18 protein-coding genes, 1 riboswitch and 1 other annotated feature are annotated in these 21,999 nt (G+C 35.9%); of the genes, 16 read left to right on the forward strand and 2 right to left on the reverse strand.

Annotated features, from left to right (window positions below; genetic code table 11):
• The first annotated feature begins 61 nt into the window (after window positions 1-61).
• Window positions 62-2,395: an endopeptidase La gene (lon, locus tag BUC25_RS08780; protein WP_073201502.1), complete on the forward strand. Its 2,334-nt coding sequence runs from the start codon at window positions 62-64 to the stop codon at window positions 2,393-2,395.
• Window positions 2,382-2,966, forward strand: coding sequence for a ribosome biogenesis GTP-binding protein YihA/YsxC (gene yihA / locus BUC25_RS08785; protein WP_073201503.1), 585 nt, complete (start codon window positions 2,382-2,384; stop codon window positions 2,964-2,966). The genes lon and yihA overlap by 14 nt, the downstream gene beginning before the upstream one ends.
• Before the next feature lie 592 nt (window positions 2,967-3,558).
• On the opposite strand, the gene BUC25_RS08790 is transcribed toward yihA, so the two are convergent.
• Window positions 3,559-4,047 (reverse strand): LiaI-LiaF-like domain-containing protein, encoded by a 489-nt coding sequence (locus BUC25_RS08790; protein ID WP_342039395.1) that lies wholly within the window; start codon window positions 4,045-4,047, stop codon window positions 3,559-3,561.
• 218 nt (window positions 4,048-4,265) lie between these two features.
• On the opposite strand from BUC25_RS08790, the gene hemA reads away from it, so the two are divergent.
• The 8 genes from hemA (at window position 4,266) to BUC25_RS08830 (ending at window position 13,306) form a co-directional block, all read left to right on the forward strand.
• Window positions 4,266-5,633, forward strand: a complete 1,368-nt coding sequence (gene hemA, locus BUC25_RS08795; RefSeq protein ID WP_073201504.1) for a glutamyl-tRNA reductase — start codon at window positions 4,266-4,268, stop codon at window positions 5,631-5,633.
• Between the two features lie 18 nt (window positions 5,634-5,651).
• Window positions 5,652-6,470 carry a cytochrome C assembly family protein gene (locus tag BUC25_RS08800; RefSeq protein ID WP_073201505.1) on the forward strand — a complete coding sequence of 273 codons (819 nt, stop codon included), beginning with the start codon at window positions 5,652-5,654 and terminating at the stop codon, window positions 6,468-6,470.
• A 24-nt stretch (window positions 6,471-6,494) separates the two neighbouring features.
• Window positions 6,495-7,427 carry a hydroxymethylbilane synthase gene (hemC, locus tag BUC25_RS08805; RefSeq protein WP_073201506.1) on the forward strand — a complete coding sequence of 311 codons (933 nt, stop codon included), beginning with the start codon at window positions 6,495-6,497 and terminating at the stop codon, window positions 7,425-7,427.
• The gene (locus tag BUC25_RS08810; protein ID WP_073201507.1) at window positions 7,424-8,185 is read left to right on the forward strand and encodes a uroporphyrinogen-III synthase; all 762 of its coding nucleotides are present in this window, start codon (window positions 7,424-7,426) and stop codon (window positions 8,183-8,185) included. Before hemC ends, BUC25_RS08810 begins: the two co-directional genes overlap by 4 nt.
• Before the next feature lie 6 nt (window positions 8,186-8,191).
• Complete coding sequence (hemB, locus tag BUC25_RS08815; protein WP_073201508.1) at window positions 8,192-9,172, forward strand: porphobilinogen synthase; 981 nt, start codon at window positions 8,192-8,194, stop codon at window positions 9,170-9,172.
• A 14-nt stretch (window positions 9,173-9,186) separates the two neighbouring features.
• Complete coding sequence (gene hemL, locus BUC25_RS08820; protein ID WP_073201509.1) at window positions 9,187-10,479, forward strand: glutamate-1-semialdehyde 2,1-aminomutase; 1,293 nt, start codon at window positions 9,187-9,189, stop codon at window positions 10,477-10,479.
• A 268-nt stretch (window positions 10,480-10,747) separates the two neighbouring features.
• On the forward strand, window positions 10,748-11,692 hold the full coding sequence (spoVID, locus tag BUC25_RS08825) for a stage VI sporulation protein D (protein ID WP_073201510.1): 945 nt from the start codon (window positions 10,748-10,750) through the stop codon (window positions 11,690-11,692).
• A gap of 597 nt (window positions 11,693-12,289) precedes the next feature.
• On the forward strand, window positions 12,290-13,306 hold the full coding sequence (locus BUC25_RS08830; RefSeq protein WP_073201511.1) for a phosphotransferase: 1,017 nt from the start codon (window positions 12,290-12,292) through the stop codon (window positions 13,304-13,306).
• Here the strand turns inward: BUC25_RS08830 and BUC25_RS08835 are convergent, their stop codons facing one another.
• A complete protein-coding gene (locus tag BUC25_RS08835; protein ID WP_058307227.1) occupies window positions 13,307-13,495 on the reverse strand; it encodes a hypothetical protein in 189 nt (62 codons plus the stop codon).
• A 237-nt stretch (window positions 13,496-13,732) separates the two neighbouring features.
• Here BUC25_RS08835 and BUC25_RS08840 point away from each other — a divergent pair, with 237 nt between their 5' ends.
• The 6 genes from BUC25_RS08840 to BUC25_RS08865 all read left to right on the forward strand — a co-directional run bounded on the left by BUC25_RS08840 (window position 13,733) and on the right by BUC25_RS08865 (window position 21,960).
• Window positions 13,733-15,229, forward strand: a complete 1,497-nt coding sequence (locus BUC25_RS08840) for an alpha/beta hydrolase (protein ID WP_073201512.1) — start codon at window positions 13,733-13,735, stop codon at window positions 15,227-15,229.
• 91 nt (window positions 15,230-15,320) lie between these two features.
• A riboswitch (cyclic di-GMP riboswitch) is annotated at window positions 15,321-15,407 on the forward strand.
• A 35-nt stretch (window positions 15,408-15,442) separates the two neighbouring features.
• Window positions 15,443-15,571, forward strand: coding sequence for a DNA-binding anti-repressor SinI (sinI, locus tag BUC25_RS19145; RefSeq protein ID WP_139251797.1), 129 nt, complete (start codon window positions 15,443-15,445; stop codon window positions 15,569-15,571).
• A gap of 330 nt (window positions 15,572-15,901) precedes the next feature.
• Window positions 15,902-17,116 (forward strand): NAD(P)/FAD-dependent oxidoreductase, encoded by a 1,215-nt coding sequence (locus tag BUC25_RS08850; RefSeq protein WP_073201513.1) that lies wholly within the window; start codon window positions 15,902-15,904, stop codon window positions 17,114-17,116.
• 265 nt (window positions 17,117-17,381) lie between these two features.
• Window positions 17,382-18,023, forward strand: coding sequence for an ABC transporter ATP-binding protein (locus BUC25_RS08855; RefSeq protein ID WP_073201514.1), 642 nt, complete (start codon window positions 17,382-17,384; stop codon window positions 18,021-18,023).
• Window positions 18,016-18,795 carry an ABC transporter permease gene (locus tag BUC25_RS08860; RefSeq protein ID WP_073201515.1) on the forward strand — a complete coding sequence of 260 codons (780 nt, stop codon included), beginning with the start codon at window positions 18,016-18,018 and terminating at the stop codon, window positions 18,793-18,795. Before BUC25_RS08855 ends, BUC25_RS08860 begins: the two co-directional genes overlap by 8 nt.
• A 58-nt stretch (window positions 18,796-18,853) precedes the next feature.
• Window positions 18,854-19,084: a binding site (T-box leader), on the forward strand.
• 224 nt (window positions 19,085-19,308) lie between these two features.
• Entirely contained in the window at window positions 19,309-21,960 is a 2,652-nt protein-coding gene (locus BUC25_RS08865; RefSeq protein WP_073201516.1) for a valine--tRNA ligase, read from the forward strand.
• The last annotated feature ends 39 nt before the right edge of the window (window positions 21,961-21,999 follow it).

Here is a 21,999-nt window from a genome sequence, read left to right on the forward strand (position 1 = left end):
ACAATGGTACTAGGGAATTATTTTTAAATCATCGAACTAGTAGCTTTGACGGAGGTGCCATATGACAGAATCAAAATTTATACATATACCATTATTACCTTTGCGTGGTCTAATCGTCTTTCCTGGCATGGTGATTCATTTGGATGTAGGACGAGAAAAATCAATTGAAGCGTTAGAAAAGGCAATGATGAATGATCAAACGATCTTTTTAGCAGCACAAAAAGAAAGTGCTATTGATGAGCCTAATACCGATGACATACATACAATTGGTGCAGTGGCAAAAGTAAATCAGATGCTTAAGTTACCTAATGGGACCATGAGAGTCTTAGTAGAAGGTTTGTACCGTGCGGAGATTAAGCAATTTATAAACGAAGAAAAGCAATTCTTTGTTGAAATTGAAAAAATAAATGATGTACATCAGAAGAAAGCAGAAGAAGATGCATTGATGCGTACTTTATTAGATCAATTTGAACATTTCACTAAAATTTCAAAGAAAGTTAGTAAAGAAACTTTAGCAACAGTAACTGATATTGAAGAACCAAGCCGGTTTGCTGATGTAGTAGCATCTCATATCACACTAAAAATGTCTGATAAGCAAGAAATACTAGAAACAAAAAATGTAAAAAAACGTCTCAAGAAATTATTGGATATAATCTCAAACGAAAAAGAAGTATTGGAATTAGAAAGAAAAATTGGTCAGCGTGTAAAAAAATCAATGGAAGAAACACAAAAAGAGTATTATTTACGTGAACAAATGAAAGCCATACAAAAAGAATTAGGTGATAAGGATGGTAAGACAGGAGAGCTTGCTGCCTTACGGAAAAAATTACAGGAAAAAGAATTCCCAGATCGAATTGTAGAGCTCGTAGAAAAAGAACTTAACCGATATGAACGTGTTCCTCAAAGCTCTGCTGAAAGTTCAGTGATTCGAAATTATATTGATTGGGTACTTGCTTTACCGTGGACGGAAGAAACAGAAGATAATTTAGATATTAATCATGCAGAAAATATTTTAGATGAAGATCATTATGGTTTAGATAAAGTAAAAGAACGAGTGCTGGAGTATCTTGCTGTTCAACAGTTAACTAATTCTTTAAAGGGACCAATTCTTTGTTTAGTCGGACCTCCTGGGGTAGGGAAAACTTCTTTGGCAAAATCGGTTGCAAGAGCGATCAATAGAAGTTTTGTAAGAATTTCATTAGGTGGTGTTCGCGATGAAGCTGAAATTCGTGGTCACCGTCGTACGTATATTGGTGCATTACCAGGTCGTATTGTGCAGGGTATGAAAACAGCAGAAACAGTTAATCCAGTTTTCTTATTAGATGAAATTGATAAAATGTCCAATGATTTTAGAGGGGATCCATCTTCTGCAATGTTAGAAGTATTGGATCCGGAACAAAATAATTCCTTTAGTGATCATTATTTAGAAGAAACATATGACCTTTCCAAAGTAATGTTTATTGCAACAGCCAACAACCTGGCAACTGTTCCACGACCATTGTTAGACCGGATGGAAGTAATATCTATAGCAGGTTATACAGAATTGGAAAAATTACACATCGCGAAACAGCATTTGATACCGAAGCAATTGAAAGAAAATGGCCTTAAAAAAGGTCACTTACAAATTCGTGATGATGCATTATTAAAATTGATACGAATGTATACTAGAGAAGCAGGTGTACGTGGATTGGAGCGACAACTAGCATCGATCTGCAGAAAAGCAGCTAAAATTATTGTTTCAAAAGAAAAACAGCGTGTCATCGTAACAGAAAAACAATTAGAAAGCCTATTAGGTAAACCAAAATTTCGTTATGGTATTATGGAAGCAGAGCATCAAATAGGCGCTGCAACTGGCCTAGCTTATACGGCAGCTGGCGGAGACATTTTATCTATAGAAGTAAGTTTATCTAAGGGTAAGGGTAAATTAACATTAACAGGTAAATTAGGAGATGTCATGAAAGAGTCGGCTCAGGCAGCTTTTAGTTATATTCGATCAAGAGCAGACAAATTGAAAATTGATCCTAATTTTAATGAAAAGTACGATATTCATATCCATGTTCCCGAAGGTGCAACACCAAAAGATGGTCCATCTGCTGGTATTACGATGGCAACCGCTCTAGTATCAGCATTAACAGGACGTGCGGTAAGGAAAGAAGTTGGAATGACTGGGGAAATTACCTTAAGGGGAAGAGTGCTGCCAATTGGTGGTTTAAAAGAAAAATCATTAAGCGCCCACCGAGCAGGTATTACAACAATTATTATCCCGGCTGAAAATGAAAAAGATTTGGAAGACATTCCAGAGAGTGTACGTGAAGGCTTAACGTTTATACCTGTCGATCATTTAGATGCAGTTTTAGAGTATGCGCTATTGGAGGAGAAACATGAAAGTCAATAAAGCAGAGATCGTCATAAGTGCTGTTTCCGAGAAGCAATACCCAAATAACAGGTGGCCTGAAATTGCTTTGGCAGGACGATCAAATGTCGGGAAATCTTCATTTATTAATAAGCTGATAAATCGAAAAAACTTAGCTCGTACGTCTTCTAAACCTGGAAAAACACAAACATTGAATTTTTATACTATCAATGATGCTTTCTATTTCGTGGATGTTCCAGGCTATGGTTATGCGAAAGTATCTAAAAAAGAGCGAGAAAAATGGGGCGAAATGATGGAAGAGTATTTTTCTCTGCGTGATACTTTGCGTCTAACGGTCTTAATTGTAGATATACGCCATAAACCAACAGAAGACGATCGGATGATGTATGATTTTTTGAAGCATTTTGAAATACCTGTTTTGGTTATTGCTACTAAATTAGACAAAATACCGAAAAATAAAAAAGATACCCATTTGAAACGTGTGATTAAGACACTTGAAATGGATCCAAACGATGCAGTTATCCCTTTTTCAGCAGAGACGAGTGAAGGAAAAGAAGAAGCATGGCGTTATTTAAGTAACTATTTAAAATGAGACACTAGTAAAATAAAGGGTACCAACAATTAAAGTTGGTACCCTTTATTTAATAGTCGAAAAAGTTCGGATAAAAACTAAACTGCGAAGTAAGAGTCGAGATAATTTTGAAATAATTTGTCTATTAGTTATCCGCTCCGGCTGCCCACTTCCCTTTCCGTGGGGTTTTCCCTTCAGCTAACTTTTTCAAGAATAGACCGCTTGAAAAAGTGGATCTTCAGGTAAAACATTCCCACAGGAGTGAAAGTGGGCGGCCTACGCTATAATTAGGTTCTACAACGGTTTTACCAGTTATAAACTTGGCCTTTCTAGAAATGACGAGATAGTAGTCATTATTTTTAACTCTTGCATTCACTGTAGAATTTTATCTAGCGCATGCGTCCACTTCGACTCCGGGGGGATTAGCATGATCTGAAGATCCACTTTGGAAAGTGTTTTTCTTTTCAAAGTTAGCTGAAGAGCATGCCCCTGGAAAGCGAAGTGGGCAAGCCGTAGCGGCTGTTACGCACATACTTTCATTCAAAATTACCACTCTGCTTATTGCGCAGTTTGTTTGTGTCTAAGGTAGAGAGTAGCGCTATGGTAGCATAGTTTATTTCTTTTTCAAGAGCAGATAGACACCTAAACCTATTAAAAGCACTGGCCAAAATCGTTCGATCCAATACATTATTTGATTAATCCAACCGAACCATCCAGGCTGATTCTCGACAAAGATGGCAAAAATAGAAATGATTAATAAAATAATACCAGGTATACTACCTTTTTTAGTTTTAATGGCACGGATTAAAAATGCGATCGCAACAATAAAGGTATACATTCCCCAATGGTCAATCCAAAATGAATAATGGGTTAACCCATGAAAATGAATCCCCAATCCGAGTAAAACTACTCCAGGGAAAACGTTTTTGAAATCTTTAGAAGAAAATGAATATATTAAAAACGCCGCCCCAATTAATATTAACAAGGTGGGCCATGAATAAAAATCAGTTAAAATTGGTAATCGTAATTCTCTCAGTAAAAAGAATAGTCCAATTCCAATTAATAAGAAGGCGACAAGACCATTTTTTTTCAAAATAAACACTCCTAGATTAAAATAATTATTAATTGAGACTAATTTTCTTGATAAATGATATTGATTATGATAAAGTACAATAGAACTAATTATCAAAAAGACATCAATTTATATTTTACCATAGATGATTTAATAACTGTTCATAAAATCATCACTATTTAATTTTTAAAACGTGTTATAATAACAAATATAGGTGTTAGGCTTTTGCTTTTTTGGGGGTAGATATTGTGCATATTTTAACAGCAGGTATAAATTATAAAACAGCGCCTGTAGAAGTTCGTGAAATGCTTGCATTCCAAGAAGATACATTAATGGAGGCAATGACAGAACTCAATAGCAGAAAAAGTATTTTAGAGAATGTCATTATTTCTACTTGTAATCGTACGGAAGTATATGCGGTCGTCGATCAACTTCACACAGGCAGATATTTTATTAAGCAATTTTTAGCAGATTGGTTCGGAATAGAAAAAGAAGAATTTGTACCTCACATTATCATCTATGAAAATGAAGCAGCGATAGAGCATCTGTTTCGCTTGAGTTGTGGATTAGAATCAATGGTCATGGGGGAAACGCAAATTCTTGGCCAAGTGAAACAAACTTTCTTGACAGCTCAGCAGCATAAACTGACTGGCACTATTTTCAATGAATTATTTAAACAAGCGATAACGATCGGTAAAAGAAGTCAGCGTGAAACAATGATCGGTGAAAATGCAGTATCTGTAAGCTATGCAGCAGTAGAGTTAGCAAAAAAAATCTTTACAAAACTAAATGAGAAGCATATCGTTGTTATCGGTGCTGGAAAAATGGGTGAACTGGCTGCGAAGAACCTATATGGTTCCGGTGCAGAAAAAGTAACGGTTGTTAACCGTACGTTGGAAAAAGCTGAACAACTAGCCACTCAATTTCAAGGGACGGCAAGATCTACAGAAGAATTGGAAGAAACGTTAACAGAAGCAGATATTGTTATCAGTTCTACAGGTGCAAATGATTATATTATTACAAAAGATTTATATCAGCGTGTGGAAAGAAAACGTAAAGGACGCCCCTTATTTCTAGTGGATATTGCGGTTCCTCGTGATCTTGATCCATCACTAGACACTGTAGAAAATGTTTTCTTATATGATATAGATGATTTGCAAAATGTAGTGGATGCCAACCTTGAAGTGCGTAAAGAGGCTGCAGAAGTAATTGAATTATGGATTGAAGAAGAAATTGTAGCATTTAATGCTTGGCTAAGAACCTTGGGTGTTGTTCCTGTGATTACAGCACTTCGTGACCAAGCGTTATCGATTCAACAAGAAACAATGAAAAGTATTGAACGTAAAATGCCAAATTTAACAGAACGTGAACGAAAAGTATTAAATAAACATACGAAGAGTATTGTTAATCAAATGTTAAAGCAACCGATTCTTCAGGCAAAAGAACTTGCAGGTCAAAAGGATGCTGATGAAGCATTGCAACTGTTCATGCAAATCTTTAATATCGAAGATCGAGTAGAGGAAGAATCACAGAAGACTGGTGAGAATAAAGTGATTACTTTGGAACAAACCAAGGAGAAAGTCTTACAAAAACTACAAAATGTGTCCACACATTAATTGGGTGGTTTTCCCTTTATGTTAGAAGAAAGAATTTTACACGAGGGTATGTTATTACTCTATGGTTTAACTGTTATCTTTTATTTTATAGATTTTCTCTACCATAACCAGAAAGCGAACAGAATCGCTTTCTGGTTGCTTGCAATGGTTTGGGTTATTCAAACCATTTTTTTATTAACAGAAATATGGCATTCCGCTAGTTTGCCAATCCAATCATTTAACGATGGGCTGTATATCTATACGTGGATCATTATCACGTTTTCGTTAGTAGTCCATCTTTTTTTTCGCCAAGAATTTTTTATGTTTTTTATAAGTGTATTTGGTTTTTTTGTAATGATCATTCATACGTTACAATCGATAAAATTAAGCGATTCTACGCAAATTCCCGTTATGCTAAATGAAATGCTTTTTGCACATATAGTGTTGGCATTAATCTCTTATGGATTGTTTACGATTTCTTTTATTTTTGCATGCTTATATTTTATGCAATATCAATTATTAAAAAAGAAAAAAGGGTATAAATGGTTGAGAAGATTCCAAGACTTAGAAGGATTGGAAAAACGGGCCTTCCAATTAATTGTTCTTGCCGAACCAATGCTGTTATTGTCCATCATATTAGGGGTTGTATGGGCCTATATGACAGGCACCGAGTTTTATTGGGGAGATAGTAAAACGATAGGTTCAATTTTTGTGTTCAGTGTTTATGCGTTTTATTTGTTTATGCGAATACAACAACAATTTCGAGGAAAATTGATTTTAACATGGAATATCATTGCTTTTTTAATATTGTTGATTAACTTTTTCTTATTTAATAGCTTATCAAATTTTCATATGTAATAAAACAAGGAGGAGGCAACAAAAGTGCGCAAAATTGTTGTAGGATCTAGAAGAAGTAACTTAGCCATTACTCAATCTGAGTGGGTGATTGAACAATTAAAAAAACATGCGGGAGATAAATTTGACTTCGAGATTAAGAAAATCGTCACAAAAGGTGATCAGATCTTAAATGTTACTTTATCTAAAGTAGGTGGAAAAGGTTTATTTGTAAAAGAAATCGAAAAAGCGATGTATGACAAAGAGATTGATTTTGCTGTACATAGTATGAAAGACATGCCAGCTGTTATGCCTGAAGGGCTCGTAATAGGTGCTATTCCAGAAAGAGAAGACCACCGTGATGCTTTTATCTCGAATGATCATGTTCGTTTAGAAGATCTACCGAGCGGTGCTATAGTGGGTACTAGTAGTCTGCGTAGAGGTTCTCAAATATTAGCAGAGCGACCGGACCTTAAGATTCAATGGATTCGAGGTAATATTGAAACGAGAATGCGTAAATTAAAAGAAGAAAATTTTGATGCCATTATCCTTGCTGCAGCAGGTTTAAAACGAATGAAATGGAACGAAGATATTGTAACTCAATTTCTAGAGCCAGATGTTTGTGTTCCTGCTGTGGGGCAAGGCGCATTAGCGATTGAATGTCGTGAAGATGATCGTGAACTTCTAGAACTTTTGGAAAAAATTAAGGACACATATACCGAAAAAACGGTAACAGCGGAAAGAACATTTTTACATTTACTAAATGGTGGATGCTCGGTACCTATCGGTGGTTATGCTTATTTAAATGGAGAAGATGTTGTTTTAACAGCACTTGTAGCAAGTAGTGACGGAAAAACCGTTCTAAAAGAAGTGGCTAAAGGTAGAAACCCTGAAGAAGTTGGAAAAACGGCTGCTGAGCGTCTTCAGGAAAGAGGCGCCCAAAAATTAGTCGATGAAGCAATTGAGGAGAACCAAGAATGAAGCAACCTCTCGCAGGTAAAAACATAATGGTAACCAGGGAAGCGACACAAGCGCTTCCTTTAGTCCATTTATTAGAAGCAGAAGGTGCAAGCTGTTATCGTGTACCTTTACTACGATTTAAAGCCATTATCAATAAAAAAAATCACCAGCAATTTTTACAATTAAAGGAAAAGGCCGATTGGTTATTTTTCACAAGTGCTAATGCGGTTTGTTTCTTTGATCATTATGTTAAAACAATGGGATTAACGATAAATCAGAAAATTGCCTCAGTTGGAGAAAAAACAACAAGCATGTTAGAAAGTTATGGTTACATCATTGATTTTCAACCAACTGTTTATCGTGGCGACATAATGGTGAAGGAATTTTTACATAGATATGGAAAGCAAAAAATAGCCCTTATTGTTGGTTCAAAGTCAAGACCTGAAATTCCTCAGTTACTTAAGAAAGCAGAGATATCTTTTGAAAAAATTGTGATATATCGTACAATAAAAAATACAGAGGTGCAACCACTATTAAAGCAAACGGTATCAAAAGTAGATGCTGTTTTTTTTACTAGTCCGTCAACCGTACAAGCATTTCAACAATTTTTAACGACGCAACATTTTGAACGGATAAAAGAAGAAGTTGTTGCTGTTGCGATTGGACAGACAACGGCTACCGCTTTAGAAAAAGCGATGTTTAGTGATATAATTTCCCCAGATAACTTTACGATTGAAGATATGGTGCAATGCTATATTAACTATATGGAGAAAAGGTGATTAAAATTGAGAAATTCAGAATTTAGTCGGCATCGAAGACTAAGAACTTCCCAAACAATGAGGCGATTTGTGAGAGAGACGGATTTAAAAGTAGATGATTTAGTCTATCCATTATTTATTGTGGAAGGAGAAAGCATAAAAAATGAAGTTCGGTCTATGCCAGGAGTTTTTCAAATTTCTTTAGATTATTTGGACGAAGAGATTGAAGAATTAGTTTCATTAGGCATTCCATCGATCCTTTTGTTTGGTGTCCCTAAGGAAAAAGATGAAGTAGGGTCAGGTGCCTATGATCCAAATGGAATCGTTCAGCAAGCGATTCGTCATATTAAAAATAAAACAGATCAATTATTAATTATTGCCGACACCTGCTTATGTGAGTATACGTCTCACGGGCATTGTGGTGTGATTGAGCATCAAGATGTTGATAACGATAAGTCGTTACCACTTCATGTGAAAACAGCTGTCACACAAGTGGAAGCAGGGGCAGATATTATTGCTCCCTCTAATATGATGGATGGGTTTGTTTCAGAAATTCGCAAAGGATTGGATGAAGCGGGATTTGAAAATATTCCAATTATGTCTTATGCCGTTAAATATGCGTCAGCTTTTTATGGTCCATTTCGAGATGCCGCAGACTCTACTCCGCAATTCGGAGATCGTAAAACCTATCAAATGGATCCGGCAAACCGTTTGGAAGCTTTACGTGAAGCTTCCTCTGATATTGAAGAAGGTACAGATTTCTTAATAGTAAAACCAGCATTATCTTATATGGATATTATTAGAGATGTGAAAAATCAACATCCAGTGCCTGTGGTAGCATATAATGTTAGTGGTGAATATTCGATGGTGAAAGCAGCAAGTTTAAACGGTTGGATTGATGAAAAGGCAATTGTCTTAGAAAAGTTTATTTCGATGAAACGTGCGGGTGCTGACATCATTATTACTTATTTCGCAAAAGATGTAGCAAAATGGTTACAAGATAATTAAGGAGGAATCGGTTTATGCTTAAAAATCAAAGATCTGTAGACGCTTATAAAGAATCCGTTGATCTAATGCCAGGTGGAGTCAATTCACCGGTTAGAGCATTTAAATCAGTGGGAATGGATCCGATTTATATGGACCACGGCAAAGGGTCTACAATTTATGACATTGACGGTAATGAATATATTGATTATGTACTAAGTTGGGGACCGCTAATTTTGGGGCATGCCGATCAGCGTGTCGTATCCAAATTAAAAGAAGTAGCAGAAAAAGGGACAAGTTTTGGTGCTCCAACACTACTAGAAAACGAATTAGCGGAGCATGTGATTAATCGTGTACCGTCTATCGAAATGGTACGTATGGTCAATTCAGGTACCGAAGCAACCATGAGTGCGTTACGTCTTGCCCGTGGTTATACAGGCAAAAATAAAATCCTTAAATTTGAAGGGAATTACCATGGACATGGTGATTCACTGTTAATTAAAGCAGGTTCTGGTGTTGCAACCTTAGGACTTCCAGATAGTCCAGGAGTTCCTGAAAGTGTCGCCCAACATACCATTACGGTTCCATACAATGACTTAGAAAGTGTTCGATATGCTTTTGAGCAATTTGGTGATGATATTGCAGCCGTTATCGTGGAGCCTGTATCAGGAAATATGGGTGTCGTACCACCTAGCACAGAATTCTTACCAAGTCTACGCGAAATTACGAAGGAGTATCAATCTTTATTAATATTTGACGAGGTTATGACTGGATTCCGTGTTGGTTATCATTGTGCCCAAGGACATTTTGATGTAACACCTGATTTAACTTGCTTAGGGAAAGTTATTGGAGGTGGACTTCCAGTAGGAGCTTATGGTGGAAAACGCGAAATAATGGAACGGATTGCACCAGTAGGTGACATTTATCAAGCAGGTACACTTTCTGGAAATCCACTAGCTATGACAGCAGGATTAGAAACATTAAAAGCTATGGAACCTAGTGAGTATGAAGGCATTAATAAAAAAGTAGATCGACTTGTGGAGGGTTATCAACAAGCTTCAGAAAAATATAATATTCCTATTCAAATCAATCGAGCGTGTTCAATGGTCGGAATATTTTTTGCTGACGAACCGGTTATCAATTATGAAACAGCAGCCAAATCTGATACGGAAAAGTTTGCTAGTTACTATCGTTCTATGGCTGAAGAGGGAGTTTTCTTACCACCTTCTCAGTTTGAAGGACTTTTCCTCTCCACTTCACATACAGATGAGGACATTGATAGTACCATTACTGCTGTAGAAAAAGCATTTGCGAAATTAAATCAACAGTAATGTGAGTGTGAATTAAGTAAATAGTTTGAAGTGGGGTATAACGGACGTATTCCTATAATTAAAATACTTTTGATACTCTTCTTTTTTAGATGGATATTCATTACTAATCTAAAAAAGGAGAGTATTTTTTATTTATAAGATATTTACAGATTCTAATGATCTAATGACGGAAAGAACCGCATTCGCAAGCATAATTCTTTTCTTCCTTACATATAGTTTATTGAGATGCTAGTACGCCTTAGCTAAGCAAAAGGAAGGGGGAAGTGCTTTGCAAGAAGCCTTTACATTTAATATTCATGAAGCGATAGCATTTGATAAGGAACAGCAAATTAAAGAAATGCTAGGTATCGGGTTAGAACCAGTTATTTCAATGGAGGAGATCGGAAACACTTTATCTATTAGGGGAGTGATGGAGCTTAAAGGAGAATATATAAAAACCAACAACCCATCAGACACAGAGCAACGGAACACAGAAGCGACATATGTAGAAAGAGTTGAATCATTATCAGATGAAGTGAACGAATTTTTTCATAAGTTCTTAATTGATGTTTCTGTTCCGATGGAGAGGATTGCCTCCCTGGATGACGTGTCGATTGAAGTAGAACATTTTGATTACTCGTTGGATATGACCGATGAGATGGTAATTGAAGCAACATTAGTAGTGCATGGAATACGTGACAATGAAGTGGAAATGGAGGAAGTAGATAATACGCTTCCGTCATTAGAAGCAAATCGTTTAGAGGAAGAAAAAGAAGCTACCAATGAGTTCCATTTCAATGTCGAAGAAGAAGCGGAAGAAAAAGCGGAAGAAAAAATTGTTCCTTTTCAGTCAAACCGGGAAGATACGATCGAAGTAGATGTACAACCGAAAGAAGAAGAAAGTGAAGAATTAGTAAGAACAGAAGAGCCAGAAAGTGAGTTTGAGGATGAAAATGAAGATGAAGAAATAGAGAAGTCTGAAGATAAAATAAACGTCAATGCTAGAGAAGAACGTTTGAACGAGACATCTTATTTATTAAATATATTTGCTGAGGAAGAGACCTCTAGTTATTCACGTCTCAAATTGTATATTGTACAACCTGATGATCAAATACAATCGATCGCAGAACGGTACCAAGTATCTCCTCGCCACATAATGAGAACGAATAATTTAGAAGATGATGATGTTAGTGCTGGACAACTGATCTATATTCCGGTAAGTGTGGAAGAATAGCATCAAAAACCCCTTGGTCCTATAGCCAAGGGGTTTTTATATAGTTCATAAACTAAATTGCGAAGTAAGAGTCGTGATAATTTTGAAATGAATTGTCTATTTGTTATCCGCTCCGGCTGCCCACTTCCCTTTCCGTGGGGTTTTCCCTTCAGCTAACTTTTTCAAGCATAGACCGCTTGAAAAAGTGGATCTTCAGGTAAAACATTCCCACAGGAGTGAAAGTGGGCGGCCTACGCTATAAATAGGTTCTACAACGTTTTAACAGTTATAAACTTTGCCTTTCCAGAAATGCCGAGATAGTAGTCATTATTTTTACTCTTGCATTCTCTGTAGAACTTTATCTAGCGCAGGCGTCCACTTCGACTACTGGGGGATTCGCATGATCTGAAGATCCACTTTGAAAAGTGTTTTTCTTTTCAAAGTTAGCTGAAGAGCATGCCCCCTGGAAAGCGAAGTGGGCATGCCGTAGCGGCTGTTACGCACATACTTTCATTCAAAATTACCACTTGCATTCATAAGTAACCATTATTCGCAGTTTGTGTCTTAACGGGTTATGAATACTCAGTAGTTTGATTTTAAAGTTGGGAGTGGTGAAGTATGGAATGGTCTAAGATATTAACAGCTTTTCAAATTCAGCCAGAAGAAATGGAGCAAATCACAGAGCGTCTATTTAAAATAAGAGCAAATTCCCAGCAATTTGCTCTTAAGAAATCCAGATTGCATCCGGAAGATATCGGAAGATGGTTAGCCATATATCAATTAATTGAACAAAAGCAAGTGCATGGGTTTATACCACTATTTCTCACAAATAATAAACAACCATTCTATCAAGAACAATCTGACATCTATTATCTTATGCCCTGGGTAGAACGCAGCTACACCGAACAACCGGTAGATGAATTTGCAACAGTGATTCATGCTATGGGACATTTGCATGCCTCAACAATGGCTAATCACCAGATTACCTCTTTAAAACAAAATAAAAGTACGTTAGAACAACAATTTCAACAGGAGCTGACAAGCTACAGAGATCAAATGTTAACCTATGTCCGTTATTTTGAAGCAAAACGTTTTATGTCTCCATCAGAGCTGCAAATATGCATGTATTATCGTGATTTTGAACAAATTTTTACACAGATAGAAAGATGGCAAGAGATATATCTAGCAGAACTCGAAGAGACAGAGCAAATGAAATACACCCTCTGTCACGGCAATTTAAAGAATTCTCATTACATCATAACAACAACGAATACGTATCTTTTAAACTGGGAATCTGCAGTAATGACTTCACCAACATTCGATTTAGTGACATATTACCAACATCTATTTCAATTTCATGATTGTGATCTTGATAAAATTAAAGAATCATTCTCCATTTATTGTCGATATATTGATCTTACAGATTATGAAAAATCATTACTTGTATTGCAGATGCTCTCACCAGCTAATTGGATACAATCCGTAAAAAAATGTGCTCAACCAGCACGACGTAAAAATATAATCAAAGACTCTATAGAAATTGAAAAACAATATCGTAAGTTATTATTCAGCTTTGAATTACAAGAATTTATTTTGCAAACACTTAAAAGAGAACAGATCGAAGAAACGAATTGATTAAAACCATTCCAATTGAAAAGCAATTAAGATACCTATTAGAATACCCAGTAATAATACATCAAAAGTCGTAGGAAGAAAAAGTGTCCGAATACATTGGAAGATTACAATAGGCAGAATACATCTTTCACAAATCAAAATCCATTCACGAGCCCAAGGTGGTAAACGATAACGATAATAACGTCCCAAACAATCACCTCATTCACGATAAATTAAATAGGGTTATACCTTAACTTATGCAACGAATAAGGAATCGTACACAATTTTATTTTTTTATTGTGATCGATAAATATTTTATTTTGCTGCTAATCATTTTTCGTAAAAAATTGAAGTTTTTGAAGGAAATTTATAAAAGAATGGCGAATATGTATAGAATGGTAGGTAAAAAGAATTTTATATGAAGCAGTTTCAAATAAACTGGGGGTGATGCATATTCCATATCTAGAGATCGATAACAACATTATTCATTACCAATGGCATAACTCTGAAACTGCATCCGAAAAAAATGTGCTAGTCCTGGTTCATGGCTTAGGGTTAGATTTAAATTCATGGAATTTACTTTTACCATTGTTAAAAAAAGAATATCGCATTCTTCAATTAGATTTACAAGGTCATGGCAACAGCGGTTTTAATGGTTTAACCCCAATATTGGATGTTATGACACATGACATTCATCGTCTCATACACCATCTCGGAATTAAGCAATTTCACATAGTTGGACACGGATTTGGAGGTTTTGTAGCCATTCAATATTCCTATCAGTACTGTGAAGAAGTCCTCTCATTAACATTAATTTCTGTACCGGTTAATTATCCTGTGAAATTAGCGGAGAAACAAATTACTAAAAGAAAAGAACACAGTAGACATTCTGAGTCATTAGAATCTCTTGGGAAAGAGCTAATTCCAAAAATTTGTTACCAACTTACTGAAGAAAATGAGCAAATTTTATTAGAATCCTTTAGAAGAGTTAATAAAAAAGTATATTTTATGTTGTTTCATACAGAATTCAACAAATCAATGCAAAAATACCTCAAAGCACTTGATACACCGATATTACTTTTAACTGGTGCAGAGGATCCTGTTTATCCGCCTGAATTGTTTAGCATAACTTTAAACCTTGTTCCATATGCGCGATTCTTAACCGTTCCTGATGCAGCATTCGCAGTCCAACTGGATCAGCCTGCCATAGTAGCGAAATGGATTCACCAATTTATTCAACAGAAGAGTGTAGCGCGTGATAATTTAACTTACAACTATTTAGCAGATCTAAGCAACGAAATCCGAAGTGAGTTAACTATACAAAATCAAAAAGACCAACCACCCAATAATACTATTAGGGTAAATATTCTGAATCGCTTTGAAGTATTTATCAATGGTCAGACCATTTTGCAAGGATGGGGAAAAAGAAAGGCGAAACTTCTATTTGTTTATTTAATCCTACAAAAATCAGTAACAAGAGATGAATTATGTGATGTTTTTTGGCCGGATCTACCGTTAGACAAAGCCAAAAATCAATTAAGAGTATCCTTACATCATTTGAAAAAAATAATTGAACATGCACACCTTCGTGAAAATTCACCTATTGTTGTAACAGAAAGAGAACATGTGATGATAAGTGGAGTTATTCACTCTGATTATCTTATATATAAAGAATTATTGCAGAATAGTCTTAAACTAACAGATCCGAACCAAAAAATAACAGCCTATGAAGAATCGTTAACCGTGATTTCAGATAATCTTTTTCCTGGTCTATACAATGATTATTTTCTAAGGATTTGCTATCAAATTGAAAGGGTCTGGGCGGATATGGCAGAATTCTTGTCAGACTGGTACAATCAAATGGGTGATAAACAGAAAGCTAAAAAGTACCAAGAAATAATGGAACAATTAGGCTATACGAATCGTTATGATATTAAATTGTAATGATTGTGTAATTATTTGTAGTGTATTATAGGTATCATAGTTTATTAATACGAACGTCTTAAAGTCACAATTAAAATCGTGCAATTGAACGATCAGAAAAAGGCAAACCCATTGAGAAATGGGGACGCAAAGTTACAGATCCGTATTTACATAGCTTTCGGATGGCTGAGCTGCCTGAAATACAGATTTGTATTTTAGGAGGGGATTACATTTATGAAAGAAAAGCTGAACGTGGATTATGATTGGATTTATTTAATGGCAAAGGCTAAGGAAGAAGGCTTTACTATTGAAGAAATACGAACGTTTCTAGACAAAAATAGATTAAAAGAGTACGTAAAATAATAAATTTATCGTGGTATAATCGTCCTTCCACCCTAAACGTGAAGAAATGGATTAGTAAAGAATCAAAATGAGGGTTAAACGGAGGTTAACTATCTGATAAATTTCGTTCGCAATAAGTATGTGTGTAAAACTCCTGCTGAGAAATCTTACTTTATTTAAACCCTGTGTATATATAGGGTTTTTTATTTTGTCTATTTGGGTATAAGTTGTTAGACGGTCTATTATAGGTTTGATATACTATAATCGAATATTTAAATTCATACATACAATTGTTTGCTTTAACAAAACCTATCGTAGTTTGTCATATATAACTAAGAAGGGAAGGATTCGATGTCTGGAAGTAAATTGAAAGTTGTAGTACTTGGTGCGGGATATGCTGGTATGATGACAGTAAAAAGATTAACACAACAATTACCAGCAGAAGAAGTAGAAATTACATTAGTGAACAAACATAATTATCATTATCAAACTACTTGGCTTCATGAAGTGGCTGCAGGTACCATTGACGTCAACCGATCTCGAATTATGATTTCAGATGTAATCAATACGAAACGTGTTCAGTTTGTACATGATACCGTGGTGAAAATAAACAAAGAAGAAAAAACAGTACAATTGGAAAATGGTCAATTAAGTTATGATTATTTAGTGATCGGTTTAGGTTTTGAAAAAGCAACCTTTGGAATTTCGGGAATGGAAGAACATGCTTTCTCAATTCAAAGTGTGGATAAAAGTCGTATGATTCGAGATCACATTGAATATCAATTTGCTCGTTATCGAAATGAAAAGACTCCAGATCCAAGCATGCTCACCATTATTGTTGGTGGTGCAGGATTTACCGGTATCGAATTTTTAGGTGAATTGGCAGAGAGAATTCCGTATCTTTGTAAAAAATATGATATTCCTCGTCAAGATGTCCGAATAATTGATGTGGAAGCAATGGACACGATCTTACCAGGATTTGATGAAGAATTACTTGCATATGCTAAAGAATCTCTTGAAGCTAGAGGTATCGAATTTAAGCTTGGCACCATGATTAAAGAAGTTAAGTCAGATGCTGTAGTGGTTGGTGAAGAACATGAAGAAATTAAAGCAGGAACGATCGTGTGGACGGGTGGAGTACAGGCGAACCATCTTGTAGGTGAAGCAGGTTTTGAAATAACGAAAGGAAAAGTCAATGTGGATGCAACTTTACGTGCACCAGGTCATGATGAGGTATTTATACTCGGGGATTGCGCATGGGTGATGAACAATGAATCAGGAAAACCTTACCCACCGACAGCTCAGATCGCCATTCAAGAAGCGGATGTATGTGCTCATAACGTGAAAACTATGATATATGGTGGTACATTACAAGAGTTTCATTTTGATGATAAAGGTACCGTCGCTTCTCTAGGTGGTAGCGATGCCATGGGTACCGTTTTTGATGGGAATAAAATTTATGGTATGCAGGCTAAAGTAATGAAAAATGTAATCGATGATCGATATCTATTTTTATTAGGTGGACCAAAATTAGTATTAAAAAAAGGGAAATTCCGTCCATTTTAATAAAATATACGAGGAGGAATGGTCATGAAAAATACGTTGTTTTATACACTTTTAACCGCAGCTGCGACTGTTGCATATGTGCTAGTTTCTAGAAAAATGGAAGATAAGCGAGATTTTCGGTAATAAGGAGAGCAGGTACTGCATAATGTATCTGCTTTTTTATTGGGAGAAGTATAATTAAGGTTTACATACTCGCTTAGAAGAATGTTTGTACTAATTCATTACATAACTGACATACTAAACACAACAAGATAGGAGGTTCATTATGTTTGAAATACAAAATTTAAAATATAAAGATATCCTTGATATAAACATACTAGAACTTGAATCAGGTAAGGTTTTTTGTTTATTCGGTGAAAGTGGCAGCGGAAAGTCTACCTTACTTAAAATTTTTAATGGTATGTTAACACCAGATGAAGGGGTAGTTCGTTATAAAAAAGAAAAGATTACGCAGCTCGATCCTGTCGAATTGAGAAAAGAAGTAGTTATGTTAGGTCAAGATCCTGTCGTATTCGAAGGGACTGTTCGAGATAATCTCTTGGCAGGGTTACGCTTTTCAGGTGAAAATGAAGTAACAGATCAAGAGATGAGTTCGTTACTGAAAGAATTGCATTTAGAAAAAGAATTAGATGAAGACGCAACAAAATTGTCAGGTGGAGAGCAGCAAAGACTGGCATTTGGTCGTGTATTATTAATGAACGCAAATGTGTATTTAATGGATGAACCAACTTCTGCTTTGGACGAAGGTACGGAAACAGTGGTAATGGATTACTTTACAAAAAATATAAAAAAACAAAATAAAACAGTTATCATGGTGACCCATTCAAAAGAAATCTCCGAAAAATATAGTGATCGTATTATTTATATGGACGAGATATTAACAAAGGTGGGTGTGCACCATGAATGAAATGCTGGAAATTACAATTTGGCAGCTTGTATCAGCATACATCTTCATCGTTATTCTTTTAGCTATTGTACGATGGCGAAAAATTCCGCGTGAAAAAGAAATTGTGATTGCTACATTAAGGATGACGATACAACTTGTACTGGTTGGTTATTTATTAATGTTTATTTTTGAAAATGAAAAAATGATTTATTCCTTAATCGTTTTAACCATAATGGAAACTTTTGCAGTTTATAATATATTCAAGAGAACAAAGCAAAAACTGAGTAAAGACTTAAAGAAAATCATAGCATTATCAATGGTTTCTGGTACGTTATTTGCTTTTATTTATTTTGATTTTGTTGTCGTTCAATTTTCACCTTGGTATGACCCGCGATATTTTATACCAATTGCAGGTATGTTGATAGGAAATTCGATGACCGGCATCACTTTAGGGGTAAGTGCACTAGTAGAAGGTTTTACCTCTCGAAGGAAAGAAGTTGAAGCAGCTTTAATGTTAGGTGCTACCCCAAATAAAGCGTCACAAGGAATTGTGAATCATGCATTTGATTCAGCAATCTTACCAACAATCAATAGTATGGTAGGTATGGGGATCGTATTTTTACCGGGAATGATGACAGGTGTCATTCTATCAGGAGCTGGTCCGCTCGATGCGATAAAATACCAAATTGCGATTATGCTAGGTATAACGGGAAGTGTTTCATTATCTGTCATTTTATTTTTATATTTAGGCTACAAGACATTTTTTAATAAATACGCTCAATTAAAATTATAATTAAACTTGACTTGATCATTCATATTTAGATAAAATAACATATAATGAAAGACAATATTTAAATGCGATGATGAGAAGGAGTACTTCATACTGTTCGTAAGAGAGGAAAATCCACCAGGCTGAAAGATTTTCTCGAAAAAAGATGAAGGAATGTAGTCTCTGATGCAGCTTTACTGAATGCAAGTAGGTAATAGCCGGTGAACCCGTTATCTTTATGAATCAAGTGTATAAGTAGCGATACTTATAAACAAAGGTGGTACCGCGGAATCCAACCCTTTTCGTCCTTTATACAAGGCCGAAAAGGGTTTTTATATTGCGCTAATGATGAACGTATTCTTCACGGGATAATTGATTAGCTTCACGGGATAAGTCAACATATCCCGTGAACAAACTCAATTATCCCGTGAAGGGAATCAACTTTTAAAGAGTTGTCAAAAATTCTAAGTTGTTGTCTATTTTTATTTTAGTTAATAAAAATTTGTTCTATTGGTATACATGAAGGAGGAAATATAGATGTCTGAAAATAATGAAGTTAATTTACCGCCCAAGTATGATCCATCCGCAGTCGAAAAAGGTCGTTATGATTATTGGGTAAATGGAAAGTTTTTTGAAGCAGAAGGTAACAAAGAAAAGGAACCATTCACAATTGTGATTCCACCACCAAATGTAACTGGAAAGCTGCACATTGGCCATGCGTGGGATACTACTTTGCAAGATATCATAACAAGGATTAAACGAATGCAAGGTTATGATGTACTCTACCTCCCAGGTATGGATCATGCTGGAATTGCAACTCAAGCAAAAGTAGAAGAAAAACTTCGTGAAGAAGGTGTTTCTCGATATGATCTTGGTCGTGAGAAGTTTCTGGAGAAAGCATGGGACTGGAAAGAAGAATATGCAGGGTTTATTCGCACACAGTGGTCCAAGTTAGGTTTAGGACTCGATTATTCCCGAGAACGTTTTACGTTAGATGAAGGTCTGTCAGATGCTGTCAAAGAAGTATTTGTTACATTATATGAAAAAGGTCTTATTTACCGCGGTGAGTATATCATCAACTGGGATCCAGCAACGAAGACAGCATTATCGGATATAGAGGTTATTTACAAAGATGTTCAAGGTCATTTCTATCATATGAAATATCCATTAGCTGACGGATCAGGACATATTGAAATTGCGACAACACGACCAGAGACCATGCTGGGAGATACAGCTGTTGCGGTTCACCCTGAAGATGAGCGCTACAAAAACTTAATTGGGAAAAAAGTAAAACTACCGATCGTTGGCCGAGAAATAGAAATAGTTGCCGATGATTATGTAGATATGGAGTTTGGATCAGGTGCTGTTAAAATTACACCAGCACATGACCCTAATGATTTTGAAATTGGTAACCGTCATAACTTAGAACGGGTATTGGTAATGAATGAAGACGGTACTATGAACGACAATGCCGGTAAATATAAAGATATGGAGCGCTTTGAATGCCGTAAGCAAATTGTTAAAGATCTTCAAAATGAAGGCATTCTATTCAAAATTGAAGACCATATGCATTCCGTCGGTCATTCTGAGCGAAGTGGAGCAGTAGTCGAACCATATTTATCTACACAGTGGTTTGTTGATATGCAGCCTCTAGCAGATGCAGCTGTAGAATTACAGCAAGGGAATGATAATGAAAAAGTTCATTTTGTTCCGGATCGTTTCGAAAAGACATATTTACGCTGGATGGAAAATATTCGTGATTGGTGTATTTCACGTCAGTTATGGTGGGGTCACCGAATACCTGCTTGGTACCATAAAGAAACAGGTGAAATGTATGTTGGCAAAGAGGCACCAAAAGACATCGAAAATTGGGAACAGGACTTGGATGTACTAGATACGTGGTTCTCATCAGCATTATGGCCGTTCTCTACATTAAATTGGCCAAACACAGAAGATGATGATTTCAAACACTTCTTCCCAACGAATGCATTAGTAACTGGGTATGATATTATTTTCTTTTGGGTAGCTCGAATGATCTTTCAATCAAAAGAATTTAATGACGAACGACCTTTTAAAGATGTATTGATTCACGGTTTAGTACGTGATGCTGACGGGCGCAAAATGAGTAAGTCTCTTGGAAATGGTGTAGATCCAATGGAAGTAATTGAAAAATACGGTGCTGACTCTTTACGTTATTTCCTATCTACAGGGTCTAGTCCTGGTCAGGATTTACGTTTCCAATGGGAAAAGGTAGAATCCACCTGGAATTTCGTCAACAAGATTTGGAACGCATCTCGTTTCGCCTTAATGAATATGGACGGCCTGAAATATGAAGAAATTAATCTAAATGGCAAAAAATCTGTTGCCGATCAGTGGATTTTAACTCGTCTCAATGAAACGATTGAACAAGTAACACGCCATGTAGATAAGTATGACTTTGGTGAAGCGGGTCGCTATCTATATAATTTTATTTGGGATGATTTTTGTGATTGGTATATTGAAATGGCTAAACTACCACTATATGGTGAAGATGAAAATGCTAAATTAACGACTCGATCTATTCTGGCATATGTATTAGATAATATTATGCGAATGCTTCATCCGTTTATGCCTTTTGTAACCGAGGAAATTTGGCAACAGCTACCACACAAAGGTGAATCTATTGTTCGAGCATCATGGCCAGCCGTTAATCAAGAATTATCCAATAACGAAGCATCCGAAGTGATGAAGCAACTTGTTTCGATTATTCGATCTGTTCGTAACATTCGCGCCGAAGTAGACACACCTATGTCTAAAGAGATTCCAATTATGGTTCTAGCAAGTAATGAGAAAGTGAAAGAACAATTGGAAGAAAACCGCGTTTATATCGATCGTTTCTGTAACCCAAATGAGTTAACAATTGACACGAGTTTTGAAGTACCAGAAAAAGCGATGTCAGCAGTAGTGACTGGTGCAGAGATCTTTTTACCACTCGAGGGGTTAATTGATGTTGAGAAGGAATTAACCCGTCTGCAAGGGGAATTAACTAAATTAAATAAAGAAGTTGAGCGTGTGGATAAAAAACTTTCAAATGAAGGTTTTATAAGTAAAGCACCAGCACAGGTGGTAGATGCTGAAAAGGAAAAACAAAAAGACTACATTGAAAAACGTGAGAAAGTGCAAGCGCGTATAAATGAATTACAAAATTGATAACAGTTAGATCATGCAGATAAATCCCCGTTTTCGTAA

It is taken from the genome of Gracilibacillus kekensis (assembly GCF_900143085.1).
Classification (GTDB): Bacteria; Bacillota; Bacilli; order Bacillales; family Amphibacillaceae; genus Gracilibacillus; species Gracilibacillus kekensis.